Origin of the sequence: Salinibacterium sp. NSLL17, assembly GCF_015864935.1 — a bacterium.
Taxonomy (GTDB): Bacteria; Actinomycetota; Actinomycetes; order Actinomycetales; family Microbacteriaceae; genus Rhodoglobus.
Genome location: NZ_JADYWH010000001.1, coordinates 1,271,759 through 1,284,849, shown reverse-complemented (window position 1 = coordinate 1,284,849; position 13,091 = coordinate 1,271,759). Strand labels below are relative to the sequence as shown.

Sequence of the window (13,091 nt, the reverse complement as noted above, 5' to 3'; positions counted from 1 at the left end):
GCGCGTTAGTCACACGATGCGGATCAGTGGCACGATGCGGACCAATCGCAGGATGCGAATCAGCCGCTATACGGCTTTCGCGAGCGCCACCAACATCTGGTTGAGCGTTGGGGCGCCCTGGGCACGGAAAACTTCTTCGCCCTGCGCAGACACAATCACGATGGTGGGCGTAGAGGTGATGCCAGCCTGCTCGGCACGCTCTGCCTCACGCGCGACATCCAATTCTGCATAGGTCACCGCCGGCACGAGGCGCGCCACCTCGTCGAGGGTTCGGCGCGCCGTCGCACACGGGTCACAAAAGGCAGACGAAAAGAACAGCACCGTTGGCTGTTCAGAAGTGCTGCTGTTAGAGGTCGTTTCGTTCGTCAAGGTCTTCCAGAGGGTCGCTATCGGCCTGATCCCACGTATACGTCACGTGGACTTTGTCGCCGACCTGCTTCGCTACCGGAGATTCGTAACGCAATTGCGTTTCGGAACCTACAGCGTCTGCAGCGATCAGGGTCACATAATCATCCCATCCCTCCTCGGTTGCAATACGCGTATCGTTCTGGCCGTTGTACGGGCCGCCGACAAAAAACACGATGTACTCGTCGCCGTGCGCGAGAGTGGGGGTTGATTCGCTCATGACCACAGGTTTACCAGACAAGAGTGGACGAACGCTGGTGACATTTCAGGAGCGGTAGAATCAGCTCATGGCATCACACGCTGATTATCTGGTTTGGATCGACTGCGAGATGACGGGATTGGATGTCGAAATCGACGAACTCGTCGAAGTTGCGGTGGTGATCACCGACTACGACCTCGTTCCCGTCGATGAGGGAATGACGATTGTCATCAAGCCCAGTGAGGCTGCTCTCGCGAACATGGGTGAGTTCGTCACCAACATGCATACCTCAAGCGGACTCATCGAAGAGATGCCGAACGGGGTTTCTCTTGCTGACGCCGAGTTCGCCGTGAACGAATACATCGTGCGCTACGTGCCCAACGCCCGCACCGCCCCGATGGCCGGCAACACCATTGGCACCGACCGTACATTCTTGGCCAAGTACATGCCACGCATCGACACTCACCTGCATTACCGCAGCGTCGATGTGTCGTCGATCAAAGAGCTCTCGAAGCGTTGGTTCCCGCGCGTGTACTTCAACGCCCCAGACAAAAACGGAGGACATCGGGCTCTTGCCGACATTCTCGAGTCGATTCGTGAGCTCGATTACTACCGCAAAGCGGTCTTTGTGGGCGAGCCAGGACCGACGACAGAACAGGTTCAAGCAATTTCTGCTGACGTAGTGGCTGGATTCGCTCCGCGGTTGTAATACACTTATACAGTTGCTTATCGCCGCAGGGCGAAAAACAACCTTGGTGGGCGTAGCTCAGTTGGTAGAGCGCTGGCTTGTGGAGCCGGAAGTCGCGGGTTCGAGCCCCGTCGTTCACCCCAAGATAATGAGGCCCACCCCCTCGAGACGAGCACGATGTCTCGCGAGGGGTTGGGCCTCATTTTTGTTTTTCACTAGGCCCCTGTCGGCAGCGGCTTGCGAATCATCGACCGCCCGGTCGTGTGCCTTCTTCAGCACCGCCTTGCCCCGCCGTGGTTTCTTGCACTTCACCGGACGAGTAGGCAAGTATCGCTTCCGTTTCAGATTCCAGCACTGCGCTGTCGACGAGATCAGCTGCCTCGTCAGACAGCGTTTCGGAACGCGACTCTACGATGCTGGCGAATTGCCCGCTCTCGAAAATCTCCGCCTGCAACTCCTCGAGCGCATCCTCGTACATCGCAGCAAACTCCGGAATCTCGGTGAACCGTGTTGTCAGAATGTTGTTGCCCTGCTGAGCCTGTCCACCGCCTGCGGCATCCCCGCCGCCTCCGGCAGGCAAACCTCCGGGAGCAGCACCCTCAGCGGCGCCGCTCGGACGCTCGCCCTCGGGGAGCTCGCCTTCCGGAAGCTCGCCTTCAGGAAGCTCGCCTTCGGGAAGCGCACCCTCAGGAAGCGCACCCTCAGGAAGCGCACCTTCAGGAGCTGCGCCGCCCGCGGTACCGCCGCCGGCTTCGTTTACCGTGCCGAACGCCAAGTTATGGTCCCAGGCCAGGACTGACATGAGCCCAGAATCTGGGTCGTAATACAGGTACGAGTTGTTGCCAGGCCCATCAATGTCGTCAAAGTTGTCAATGAGATCTTCAACCGCGAGATATCGCGCGAAGGATTCCACGTCGAGAACGACGGAAAGTTGATCGACAAACTCTTCGTCTGTCGTGTTGTTTACGACATCGAGAAAGTCGACTAGGGGCTCGTAGTCATCATCTCCGGCCTCGCGATCAAACACCTCCGTGTAGAGCTCCGGGTCGTCACCTAACCAGGAGTAATCGCCTTCGCTCTCTGCCTTCCAGAGGATGCCATCATCCGAGGGCAGCAATCCCGCCTCGTAGTTTCGTTCAATCCACGATTGGTTCGGCACCGCGACAGTGAGAAGCAGAGTCTCTTCGCTACCGTTCACGGAGAACCGCGTCGCAACTGATTCTTCGCTCGCCAACCCAGCCGCGCTCAACGTCTCAAGAGCAACAGCCTCGTTCAGTGAGGTCTCAGTGTTGTTGGAGCGCACCACAACATCAGTGACCCCCTCGATGCTTTGTCCGTCAACATACTTATCGAGACGAATTCTCCAGGGCAGTTCTTCAATGGGAGTGTCCGCGGTTACTCCGCGCAAGCTCGAGTTTCCTTTGAGCTTGATTCCCACCTGCTCATAGGTCGTGCCGTCGATAACCACGGTCGCTTCCAGCCACTCCTTATCGCCGGAATCGAGATACGTCTCGACCATCTCTAGGACCTCGTCGCTATCGACGTCAATTTCGATCGAGTGCACAACAGCAGAATCGAAAAACGAGTCCGCTTCAGTCGTGAGACTCACGTTCACAAAGTCGGTGGTGCCTGCACTCCCCGCAGTGTCCGTCGAACCCACGGAGCAGCTCGCGAGTGTAAGAGTGAGAACGACGGTAGTGCTGACTACGCCCCATAACTTTTTTCTTTGCATGAGTGCGACGCTAAAGAAAGTTTCTATCGGTTTGCTAAGACCACAACGGGAGTTTCACCGGAAAGGGCACTGTCATTCCTCCCAGCAGAAGCTGGCAAGCTGGGTTCATGGAGAATCTCGATGCCCAACAGTTCGAGACGCTCGTTGTCGAAGGCCTTGATGCACTTTCCGACGAGATCGTTGAGGGGCTCGAGAACGTCGTATTTGTGACCGAAGATCGCCCCGACGACGGGTCACTCTCGGTGCTCGGCCTGTACGACGGTGTTGCCCTCACCGAGCGCGGTCAGTACGGCTTTGGCGAATTGCCCGACCGCATCGTCCTCTTTCGGGAACCACTGCTGGCCGTGAGCGAGTCGCTCGACGAGCTGAAAGAACAGATTCACATCACTCTCGTGCACGAAATCGCCCACTATTACGGCATCAATGACGAGCAATTGCATGAACTCGGCTGGGCCTAGCGGTCGGTGAGCCGACATCCGGTCCTGACCGCGTAGGATTTCGTGAGTGTCACGAACCTCAGGAGGATTGATGATTTCGAGCAAGCGCGCGAGTGCGTTGTTGATGGCCCCCGCCGCACTGCTGGTGCTGTCTGGTTGCGCACTGATCGAACCCGCCGATACCAGCGAGCCGCCTACGGCCATGGAATTGTGCGCGATGGGCCACACGTGGACGCTCGACACTGCTGATCTCGCTGAAAAGCTTCTAGCAGAACTACCCTCTGAAGACGTTCCGGCGAAGGCTGTTGAACCTAGCGGCGGACAAACTCTCACGTGGGAGAGCACTGGTGCTCTCACGATCGAGTCAGACCTCGTGTTCACAATTAGCGCTGAGCCCAAGGCAGATCAAGTCATGACGATCACCCAGTCCTACACGGGAACCGTCGTCGGCAAGGCCCTCATCAACGTGGATGTCGCGATCCCCCGCGACTGGGACATCTCCGATTACACGGTCGAAACCACGGCAGTGCTCGCCGATGAGCCTGTCGAAGAGTTGAAGTACACGATTCCCCGCAGCGACTTCGATGACATGCTCGGGCTAGTGCTCACCTGCGAAGGGGACGTGATGACGGTCAACCCGCGCGGAACCGACCTCATTCAAGTGTGGAACAAGTCCAACTAACGCCCAGCGAACCAGCGTGAGATATCGACACCGTCGAGCGTCTCATCCGCCAGTTCACGGGGGTTCTCGCGCGCCATAAAGCGGAGCTCGTGGCGTGCCCACCGCTCCCAATGTGGGGCGTAGGTGTCTCCGTCGCGGTCGAGGGCCCGCTTCTTGCGTGAGGCGTCGTCGAGCTCGACCCAAATGCTGTGGTCGACGAGAGGGGCGGATGCGCGGCTCAGGGCACCGATTCCCTCCAGCACGAGGGGGCGATCGCCGTCGAGCTCGTGCCAAGGCCCCGGCTCGTTGGTGAGCCAGTTCCATTCTTGCCACCGCAACTCGGTGAGGATGCGCGGAACCAGGGCGCTAGCGGCATCCAAGCCATCCCAGCCGGGATAAAAGTCGTCGAGTTTCACTAGCTGAACCTCTGGCCAGGCTGCGGCCATGGCACGGCCAAGTTCGGTCTTGCCCGAACCAGAGCGACCGTCGATAAGACACCGCCAGCGCGGAGCAGGCGGCTGCGCGCTAGCCAACAATGAGATTCCAACTTCCCGTGAGCACGGCAACGACTGTAGCGGTAATGCCGATCAGCAGACCCACGAGCAGCGTGAGCCATTCAGCCCGCCCCCACGGCGACTCCCGGGCCCACGTGCGGGTCGTATCGCCGCCGAAGCCGCGCGCTTCCATCGCAATAGACAGTTTGCTGCCTCGACGGATCGAGAGCACAAGTAACGCAAAACCCTGACCGGCGATACGGCGGAGGCGACCACGGTCTGCCACGCCACGAGCGCGACGGGCTAGTTCGAGGGAGCGCCAATCCTCGAGAAAGAGCCCGACCATGCGCACGGCTGCTAACGCGCCAACGACGAAGCGGTCGGGCAGTCGAAGTCGCTGAGCGAGGCCATCAGCGAAGTCGGTGGGGTCGATCGAGATAAACAACACGACGGCGGGCAGGCCGATCGCGAGCACCCGCAAGAAGGTCGCGAGGGCGAGCTCGATCGAACCATCACTGATTCTGATCAACAAGAATTCGAAGTACACGGTGCCGTCATAGCGGCCATACAGCAGGATCGTGAGAGCGGTCAGCGGCGCCGCCACCCACACCGGCAAAGTCCGCAACCAGAATCGTTTCGGCTCAATCCCGAAGAACGCGATGATGGCAAGCTCGAGCACGAGCGCGGTCGTGGCCGACACCCAGTCGATCGTGGCGAGCAAGAACAGGCTCACGAGGAGCCCTGCTCCTAGTTTGGCCACGGGATTCACCGACGCGATAGGGATCATTCGAGCACGACCGTTGAGTCGGCGAGTGCATCGACGAAATCGAGATCGTGGCTGACGGCGATTACGCTGCTTCCGTCATCCACGAGTCGTGCCAGCAGGGCGAGCAATTCGCTCCAGGTGCGCGAATCTTGCCCGAACGTGGGTTCGTCGAGCACGAGCACCTGCGGGCGCGTAGCGAGGGCTGTGGCGACGCTCAGGCGACGTTTCTCGCCGCCCGAGAGAGTGAACGGGTTGGCGTCGGCTAGCCGGTCAAGGCGCAACCGGGTGAGCAACTCGTTGACGCGAGCATCCACTTCGCTCTCGGGGAGCTTCAATGCCCGCGGGCCCACTTCGAGCTCTGCGCGCACTGTGCTCGTCAGCAATTGGTGCTCGGGATCTTGAAACACGGTGCCGATTCGGGTGAGCAGCTCACGCGACTTCCAGCGGATCGGTTGCTCGCCCGCTCCATTCGCGAGCGCCGGGCTCGCCACGACAGCACCACTGACGGGCGACAAAAGCCCACCAAGGGTGAGCGCGAGCGTTGACTTGCCTGCGCCATTGGGGCCGGTGATGGCCAGAGCGTGGCTGCTCATGATCTGGAGGTCGAGCGGAGCCCCCAGGGCTACTTTGCCGCGGCCGACGGTCAACTGCTGAGCGCTGAGAAGCGCGTGTTGCGGGCCCCGCACTGCCCGCACCGGGCGCGGTGGCGGAAACTGCGGGATCCAGACTCCCCGAGCGGCGAGCTCTTTGCCCTGCCGTGCGAGAACGTCGGCTGGCGCCCCATCGGCGATGACTCCCCCGCCGGCGGCGAGCACCACGACGCGATCAACAACATCGCTCCACACCGAGACGCGGTGTTCGACAACCACAATCGTGGCGCCGGTTGCCTCGGCGACGCGGATGACGGCATCCCGAACCTCGGTCACCCCCGCGGGGTCAAGATTGGCGGTTGGTTCGTCGAGCACGATCAAACCGGGCCGCATGGCCAGCACCCCGGCGAGCGCGAGCCGCTGCTTCTGACCGCCCGAGAGCGCACTGGTGTTGCGGTCGAGAGCAACCTCGAGGCCGACGGAGGCGAGACTGTCACGCACACGAATCCAGATTTCGTCGCGCGGAACACCCAAGTTTTCACAACCGAACGCAACGTCGTCTCCGACGCGCTCCAAGATCACCTGGCTGTCGGGGTCTTGAATCACGAGACCGGTGCGCCCACGATGGGCGGCCGGATGCTCGCCCGCAACGAGCAGGGAACCTTCTGTTTCGCCTTCGTCGTCGCCGACTACCCCGGCGAGGGCATGCAGAAACGTTGACTTTCCCGCCCCGGACTCGCCGAGGAGTAACACGCGTTCGCCCGGTTCAATACGCAGATCGAGACCGCGTACCGCCCAAGCGAGCCTGCTGGAATGGCGCCACCCCCATCCTTCGACGGTGACGCCAACAGGCGTGGTGGGGCTCAGACCCGTTTCGCAATCTCGCGGCCAGCACCAAAGCGGTTGAGCGCTCCGGTTGCGGCAATACCGCGTGTCGCGAGCCACGACAGGAGGCCAGCAATGAGCATCCCGCCGACGATGGCGGCGATCGTGTAGATGATGATGAAGGGAAGCGCTGATCCCGGGTACCAGAGCAGCAAGTCAGTAATAGCCATCGCGAGGCCGGCACCGGCGCCCGCAAGAATCGCACCGCTGACGCGCCAGTTGGCGTAGAGGAAGGCAGCGAAGACGATCTCGGCACCAATGCCCTGTGTGAAGCCGCTCACGAGCGTGAGTACACCCCACTGGTTACCGATAAGGGCCGACACGGAGGCGGCGACCATCTCTCCGTAAATCGCGGCACCCGGCTTGCGGATGACGAGTGCGGTGAGCACGCCGGCGAAGAGCCAGAAACCGCCACCAATCGCTTGCAGGCCGGGCAGGAGCGCAGCGAACGGGGCCAGAGCGGGAACGGATGCAATGTTCCAGACGACGAAGATCAAACCGCTTGCGACGCCGATAACGCTCGCCACGACGATGTCGATCACCCGCCACTGAAAACGCGATCCGGGCTTCGTCGGGGTAGACGTGGATGAGGATGGTGCTGTTGTGGTCACTTTCGTGCCTTTCACTAGTGAATGGCACGGGTTTCAAGAGTGTCTGCTCCCTGCGCTGGCATGATCCAGATCAGGTTCGACGGTCGAAGCTTGGAGAAGCTCCCTCTCAGCCCGGCTCACCGGACTCCCGTGTTCGCCACCCAGTCTAATCATCAATAGGCTCGGCGTATGGACTTCCGCATCTTCACTGAACCTCAGAACGGCGCCAGCTACACCGATCAGCTTCTTCTTGCGCAAGCCGCAGAGAAGCTCGGTTTCAACGGCTACTTCCGTTCTGACCACTACGTGACGATGGACGACCGCAACGGCGGGCTGCCTGGTCCAACGGACTCCTGGACGACGCTTGCGGGGCTGGCGCGCGAGACTTCGACCATTCGACTCGGGACCCTCGTCTCCTCGGCGACCTTTCGGCATCCGGGAATCTTGGCGATTCAAGTGGCGCAGGTCGACGACATGTCGGGCGGCCGCGTGGAGCTCGGGCTCGGCACCGGCTGGTTCGAACGCGAACATGCTGCGTACGGCATCCCGTTCCCGGCGAAGCGGTTCGGCATGCTCGAAGAACAGCTCGACGTGATCACGGGCATCTGGGCCACAGAACCCGGAAAGACCTTCTCCTATGAGGGCAAGCACTACCAGCTGAGCCAGTCCCCCGCGCTGCCGAAGCCCGTGCAGAACCCTCTGCCGATCATCATCGGCGGCAGTGGTCCAAGCCGTACGCCGGCGCTCACCGCCAAGTTTGCGACCGAGTACAACGCTGGCTTCGCCACCATTGCGCCGCTCACGGAGCGCATCAACCGCGTGCGTGCCGCGTGCGAGCACTTCGACCGCGACCCCGCCACGCTCGTGCTTTCCGTTGCCGGCACGACTGCTATCGGCGCCACCGAAGCTCAGATCGAGACGCGTGCTACCGCAGCCAACGCAACTCCCGCCGACCTGCGTCTTGGCGGCTTCGCGGGAACTGCCAGCGAAGTCGTCGACAAGATTTCAGAGCTGCAGGCACTCGGGTTCACTCGCGTGTACTTCCAGATCATGGACTTCCACGATCTCGACCAGCTCGACTTTCTCGCCCGCGAAGTGATTCCCCAGCTCGACTGATAGTGCTGCGGGGCCGCTTTAGGAGTCCTGATCGACCGTGACGAAGTCGATGAGGTGCTCAACGCGCCCCAAAAGTGCTGGTTCGAGGTCACCGAAGTTCTTTACCTTCGACAGGATGAACTGCCACGCCCGAGCAATGTCGGCTTGGTCTTCGTGCGGCCAGCCGAATGCTTCGCAGATGCCGTGCTTCCACTCGATCGTGCGCGGCACCGTAGGCCAGGCAGCGATTCCGAGGCTTTGCGGCTTCACGGCCTGCCAGACATCGACGAATGGATGACCGACCACGAGCGCGTACTGGCCGTACTTGCCGCGCCCCACAGCATCCGCAATTCGACTCTCCTTCGAGCCAGGAACAAGGTGATCGACCAAGATTCCCAACTTGCGGTCGGAGGTGGGTGCAAAGTCGGCGACGATCTTCTCGAGGTCGTCGATGCCGCCCAAGAATTCGACGACGACACCTTCGGCGCGCAGGTCATCACCCCACACTTTTTCGACGAGTTCCGCATCGTGGCGGCCTTCGACATAGATGCGACTCGCGAGCGCGGTGCGGGCACGCTGCTCAGGGGCCGCAAACGACCCTGAGGCTGTCTTGCGGGCGGCGGCGGCAGCCTTCGGCGCGGGCTTGACGAGCTCTACCGGCACACCGTCAATGAGATAACCACTGCCGAGAGGGAACGCGCGAGCGGAGCCCCGACGGTCTTCGAGTTCCATGAGCCCATTGGCGAAACCCATCAGGGCACCCACGTAACCGTCAGCGATTACCTCGACAACCATCCCGGATTCGATCGGAACCTTCGGCAGCACTGCTGGCCCGCGTTTGATCGAGAAGTCAGCGAGAACGTCGTGGGAATAGCGGTCGTCAGTCACCGATCGAGGTTAAGCGGTGCCGCCGCGTTGCTGGCGGAGGCGCGACGAGAGCTCGCAAGGTTCGTCGAGGGGTGAGCGAATGCGGCTGCCGGGCGTTGGGCGTGCTCTCGCCAGAGCGCGATGCCCACGGCGGAAGAAACACCGATCCCGGAACCGATAGCCGCGAGCAGAATGTCAACGACATCCGCGTAGCCGACGGGCATCCACACCGTCTGGGCGGCTTCGAGCCACGCTGCGGCAACGATGCTGAAGGCTAGTGCTGCCCACCAACGGCGACGACCGAACATGCCAACCAAGAAAATGCCAACGGGGATAAACGCAACGGTGGTCCAGATCCAGAAGCGACCGTTACTGCCCGGAGCGATCACGAAAGCGAGACTCGCCAGGGCGGCGAAGTAGAGCGCTGCGGCTAACGCAACGGCAAATCTCGATCGGAACATACCAGCCATTGTCACAAGCGCATCTTTGCGCCAGTTGTGAGAAGGGTGGAAGCAGGATGTGAACAGCGCCATTTATGGCAACGATTCGGTAACTGCGCTTCCCTAGCTAGCCGCGAGCCGCTCCACTTCACGCGCAATGGGCGGCAACACCCGACGCATGTAACGCCCCCACCACAGGCGAATGATCAGCCACACGATCCAGCTTCGCCCCGGCTTCGCGAAGAAGGTATAGCTCCAGCGGATGCGCGAACCGGTCGAGCGGTCATCGAAGCGCCATTCTGCTCGAGCCCCCGAAACGAGCAGGCCAAAAAGCTTCTGGAAGTCGCTGAGTTCGTAAGCAAAAAGTTCGGGAGAATCCGCGTTGGTAATCGTCTCAACCACGTGACCACCATCGGAGAGCACGAGGCGTCGGGTGTGACCGACAGCATCCCACATTCCGGACTGCTCGAGCACAGTGACGACCGCCGGCAAGGGGCCGAAGCGAGGATAGAACTGTGCAGGGTCAAGCGATCCCGAGTAGTCGTAGGCCTGGCGGGCGCTCGCTCGTGTCCGGGCCTGCGCGGTTGCGGTCACCCCACGACGGCCGGTGCTGGTCATGCTGACTCCCACGATCCCGGGCCGGACGAACCCGCCTCGTACTCCTCCAAAGGAACCTGATTAGTGCGGAATGCCTCGAGCACGGGAGCGACAATTCGCCAGCACTGTTCAGCGACATCTCCGCGCACCGACAACACTGGATCCCCCTCAACGAGAGATGCAATCACTTCGCCGTAGGCACTCATGGCCGGGGCGCCGAGGGTGGTCGTGAGTTGCGTGCGGTCGAGCGTGAACGGATCGCCAGCGCCATTCACGATGAGATCGAGTTCGAGCGTTGCCGGCTTGATTGAAATAGTGAGCTTCGCAGGATCTTCGCTGCCCGTGAGGCCGTAGGGAAGGTGCGGAACCGGCGCGAAGGTAATCACGATGTCTTGACGGGCATTGCCGATGGCCTTGCCCGAGCGCAACACAAACGGCACACCAGCCCAACGCCAGTTATCAATCTCAAACGTAACCTCAGCCAGAGTCTCCGTGCCGAAATCAGGGTTCACGCCCTTCTCGTCAACGTACGAGGGAAGGCTGCGGTCGCCGATCGTGCCCGCGGTGTAGCGCGCACGGCGAGCGCACGTGCCGTCGATACTCTGCACGCGCGTTGCTCGCAGCACCTGAGCCATCGACCCCCGCAAGTCTTCTGAGCTCACGCTCGCCGGTGGTTCCATCGCAGTAAGCGCCATCACCAACAGCAAGTGACTTTGGATCATGTCGACCACAGCGCCGGCGCGGTCGTAATAGCCAGCCCGACCTTCGAGCGCGAGCGCCTCATCAAAAATTAGCTCGACCTTTGCCACATTAGGTGCGGCCAAGAGCGGCTCGAAGACACGGTTAGCAAACCGCAAACCGATAAGGTTCAGCACCGTCGACTTGCCCAAGAAATGGTCAACCCGGAAGACCTGCTGTTCTGGCACGATCGTCTGCAACACGCGGTTCAGATCACGAGCACTGGCCTCATCGCTTCCGAAGGGCTTCTCAAGGGCAAGCACAATTCCCTCGGGCAAATCAATGGTCGCCAACACCGAAACAACCTGATGGGCGACCGCCGGAGGCAAGGCAAAATACAACGCCACACGGCCGGTAGCCGACTCGATCACGTCGCGCACTTGTTGCGCGTCAGTGACGTCGGCCTGCACGTAGTGCGCTGCACTGGCCACGGCGTCAGCAGCGGGCGAAGCCTGAGCCGCAAACGATGTCGCGACGCGCTTCTGCCAGGCCGCGTCATCCATTTCTTGACGATCCACGCCAATGAGAGTGAGTTTTTGCGCTTCGCCACCGCCCAGATACGACGCAAGGCCGGGCAAGAGTAAGCGCGACGTGAGGTCTCCGCCTGCTCCGAGGATGATCAGTGTTTCAATCCGTGCCGTCATCATGCACTCTCTGCTCGATACTGCTGAAACTCGAACGACTACTTTTCGTTGCTGCCAGTATCCCCATCGACGCTCGGTGGTTGCTGAGTCGGAACGGCGGTCGCGGATGCCGTGGCTGTGACACCAGCAAATGTGGACGCTGATCCACGACGCGACCATGCCATCCACCACCAGACCAGGGCGCCGACAATGGCGGAGCCGAGGATACCGACAACGGGGCCGAGAAGAACAGTGCCACCAACAGCAGAGTCGGTGACATTCGCCGCGATCGTGAGATAGGCCACAAAGAGGGGGACATCGAGCAGCGCAACGATGCCGAGGGACTGGAAGGTGACCTGCCACGGTTTGCGAACGCCGCCGCGCTTGAGCAAGAACATGCTCGCGAATGCAGCGAGCGCCACCAAGAGAAGCGCAACGATGCCGATCACGATAATCACGGTGCCGATCACACTGCCCGCGCCGCTCACCACGTCACGCACCGCCGGCACATCGCCAAAGAGACCGCTCACTCCCGCTGCGGTGCCACCAACGAGCAGGGTGAGTCCCCCGCCGAGGGCGACGAAGCCGAGCATGAGCCAACCCACAGAGAAGAAGGCGTGGGCAACCGCTCCCGCAACAAGAGAATGGCCCCGCTGTGCACTGGTTAGTTGCGCTTTTTGCATGGTTCGACGTTAGCGCAGCGGTGCGACGAACGTGGAAAATCGGCGCAATCGAGTGCACAACGTGAGAATCAGTCTTGACACCAAAACGCGGGTGATTTGGGCGCTTCGCAGGACAAGCGGGTGTGAGAGTCGCTACGGTTTGGAATATGAAATCGTGGAGGGACGCGCTCAACGCCGAGCAGCAGGCTGACGTTGATCGAATTCTCGACTCTGCGCTCAATGTGGCACGAAGCCATTTGGGCCATGCGAGTGAGTTCATGACGTTCGCGCTGATGACGGATGGCAGCGGCCGGGTGCTTGAAATGACTGCTGACGAAGCGTTGAAGAAGAAGCACCTAGATGCCGAGAAACTGATTGCGCAAACCGTGACTCAGCTGCGCCAGATGGCGGCCATTTCTCGCTGCAGCGCCATCGTCTCGAACACGAGAATTGCGTCGCTCAAGTCCGACGCCATTGAAGTGAGAATCGAGCACAAAGCGGGCGCAGCGCTCATGGTTTTGCTCCCGTATACGCGAGCCAGATTCACGGGTGCCCTGACTTTCGGCGATCTCAAGCTGTATTCGCACACCGCTGAAGTCTGGGTATAACCAGAGAAATTTCG

Annotated in this window: 17 protein-coding genes, 1 tRNA gene and 1 riboswitch; of the genes, 6 read left to right on the top strand and 12 right to left on the bottom strand. The window is 61.0% G+C overall.

Annotated features, from left to right (window positions below):
• Positions 1-66 precede the first annotated feature (66 nt).
• A complete protein-coding gene (locus tag I6E51_RS06275) occupies positions 67-369 on the bottom strand; it encodes a co-chaperone YbbN (protein WP_197109734.1) in 303 nt (100 codons plus the stop codon).
• Positions 347-625: an oligoribonuclease gene (locus tag I6E51_RS06270; protein WP_197105993.1), complete on the bottom strand. Its 279-nt coding sequence runs from the start codon at positions 623-625 to the stop codon at positions 347-349. Before I6E51_RS06270 ends, I6E51_RS06275 begins: the two co-directional genes overlap by 23 nt.
• Before the next feature lie 67 nt (positions 626-692).
• Here I6E51_RS06270 and orn point away from each other — a divergent pair, with 67 nt between their 5' ends.
• Both orn and I6E51_RS06260 read left to right on the top strand, forming a co-directional pair.
• Positions 693-1,313, top strand: coding sequence for an oligoribonuclease (gene orn, locus I6E51_RS06265; RefSeq protein ID WP_197109733.1), 621 nt, complete (start codon positions 693-695; stop codon positions 1,311-1,313).
• 46 nt (positions 1,314-1,359) lie between these two features.
• Positions 1,360-1,435: transfer RNA gene (locus I6E51_RS06260), tRNA-His, on the top strand.
• A 101-nt stretch (positions 1,436-1,536) separates the two neighbouring features.
• On the opposite strand, the gene I6E51_RS06255 is transcribed toward I6E51_RS06260, so the two are convergent.
• On the bottom strand, positions 1,537-2,952 hold the full coding sequence (locus I6E51_RS06255) for a CotH kinase family protein (RefSeq protein WP_307783847.1): 1,416 nt from the start codon (positions 2,950-2,952) through the stop codon (positions 1,537-1,539).
• Positions 2,953-3,131: 179 nt separating this feature from the next.
• On the opposite strand from I6E51_RS06255, the gene I6E51_RS06250 reads away from it, so the two are divergent.
• On the top strand, positions 3,132-3,482 hold the full coding sequence (locus tag I6E51_RS06250; RefSeq protein WP_197105996.1) for a metallopeptidase family protein: 351 nt from the start codon (positions 3,132-3,134) through the stop codon (positions 3,480-3,482).
• A 46-nt stretch (positions 3,483-3,528) separates the two neighbouring features.
• The gene (locus I6E51_RS06245) at positions 3,529-4,143 is read left to right on the top strand and encodes a hypothetical protein (protein WP_307783845.1); all 615 of its coding nucleotides are present in this window, start codon (positions 3,529-3,531) and stop codon (positions 4,141-4,143) included.
• Here I6E51_RS06245 and I6E51_RS06240 read toward each other — a convergent pair.
• The 4 genes from I6E51_RS06240 to I6E51_RS06225 form a co-directional block, all read right to left on the bottom strand.
• The gene (locus tag I6E51_RS06240; protein ID WP_231599669.1) at positions 4,140-4,655 is read right to left on the bottom strand and encodes an ATP-binding protein; all 516 of its coding nucleotides are present in this window, start codon (positions 4,653-4,655) and stop codon (positions 4,140-4,142) included. The genes I6E51_RS06245 and I6E51_RS06240 overlap by 4 nt on opposite strands.
• Positions 4,648-5,403, bottom strand: coding sequence for an energy-coupling factor transporter transmembrane protein EcfT (locus I6E51_RS06235; protein WP_197105998.1), 756 nt, complete (start codon positions 5,401-5,403; stop codon positions 4,648-4,650). Before I6E51_RS06235 ends, I6E51_RS06240 begins: the two co-directional genes overlap by 8 nt.
• The gene (locus tag I6E51_RS06230; RefSeq protein WP_307783844.1) at positions 5,400-6,725 is read right to left on the bottom strand and encodes an ABC transporter ATP-binding protein; all 1,326 of its coding nucleotides are present in this window, start codon (positions 6,723-6,725) and stop codon (positions 5,400-5,402) included. Before I6E51_RS06230 ends, I6E51_RS06235 begins: the two co-directional genes overlap by 4 nt.
• Before the next feature lie 110 nt (positions 6,726-6,835).
• The gene (locus I6E51_RS06225) at positions 6,836-7,468 is read right to left on the bottom strand and encodes an ECF transporter S component (protein ID WP_197109731.1); all 633 of its coding nucleotides are present in this window, start codon (positions 7,466-7,468) and stop codon (positions 6,836-6,838) included.
• 33 nt (positions 7,469-7,501) lie between these two features.
• Positions 7,502-7,610, bottom strand: a riboswitch (TPP riboswitch).
• Between the two features lie 26 nt (positions 7,611-7,636).
• Here I6E51_RS06225 and I6E51_RS06220 point away from each other — a divergent pair.
• Positions 7,637-8,563, top strand: coding sequence for an LLM class F420-dependent oxidoreductase (locus I6E51_RS06220; RefSeq protein ID WP_197109730.1), 927 nt, complete (start codon positions 7,637-7,639; stop codon positions 8,561-8,563).
• An 18-nt stretch (positions 8,564-8,581) separates the two neighbouring features.
• Here I6E51_RS06220 and I6E51_RS06215 read toward each other — a convergent pair whose 3' ends face one another.
• The 5 genes from I6E51_RS06215 to I6E51_RS06195 all read right to left on the bottom strand — a co-directional run bounded on the left by I6E51_RS06215 (position 8,582) and on the right by I6E51_RS06195 (position 12,490).
• Positions 8,582-9,430 (bottom strand): DUF3097 domain-containing protein, encoded by an 849-nt coding sequence (locus I6E51_RS06215; RefSeq protein ID WP_197109729.1) that lies wholly within the window; start codon positions 9,428-9,430, stop codon positions 8,582-8,584.
• Positions 9,427-9,870 (bottom strand): VanZ family protein, encoded by a 444-nt coding sequence (locus I6E51_RS06210; protein ID WP_197109728.1) that lies wholly within the window; start codon positions 9,868-9,870, stop codon positions 9,427-9,429. Before I6E51_RS06210 ends, I6E51_RS06215 begins: the two co-directional genes overlap by 4 nt.
• 102 nt (positions 9,871-9,972) lie before the next feature.
• On the bottom strand, positions 9,973-10,467 hold the full coding sequence (locus I6E51_RS06205; protein WP_197109727.1) for an SRPBCC family protein: 495 nt from the start codon (positions 10,465-10,467) through the stop codon (positions 9,973-9,975).
• The gene (locus I6E51_RS06200) at positions 10,464-11,831 is read right to left on the bottom strand and encodes a glucose-6-phosphate dehydrogenase (RefSeq protein ID WP_307783843.1); all 1,368 of its coding nucleotides are present in this window, start codon (positions 11,829-11,831) and stop codon (positions 10,464-10,466) included. The genes I6E51_RS06205 and I6E51_RS06200 overlap by 4 nt, the downstream gene beginning before the upstream one ends.
• Positions 11,832-11,866: 35 nt before the next feature.
• A complete protein-coding gene (locus tag I6E51_RS06195) occupies positions 11,867-12,490 on the bottom strand; it encodes a hypothetical protein (protein WP_197109726.1) in 624 nt (207 codons plus the stop codon).
• 146 nt (positions 12,491-12,636) lie between these two features.
• On the opposite strand from I6E51_RS06195, the gene I6E51_RS06190 reads away from it, so the two are divergent.
• A complete protein-coding gene (locus I6E51_RS06190) occupies positions 12,637-13,077 on the top strand; it encodes a hypothetical protein (RefSeq protein WP_197106005.1) in 441 nt (146 codons plus the stop codon).
• The last annotated feature ends 14 nt before the right edge of the window (positions 13,078-13,091 follow it).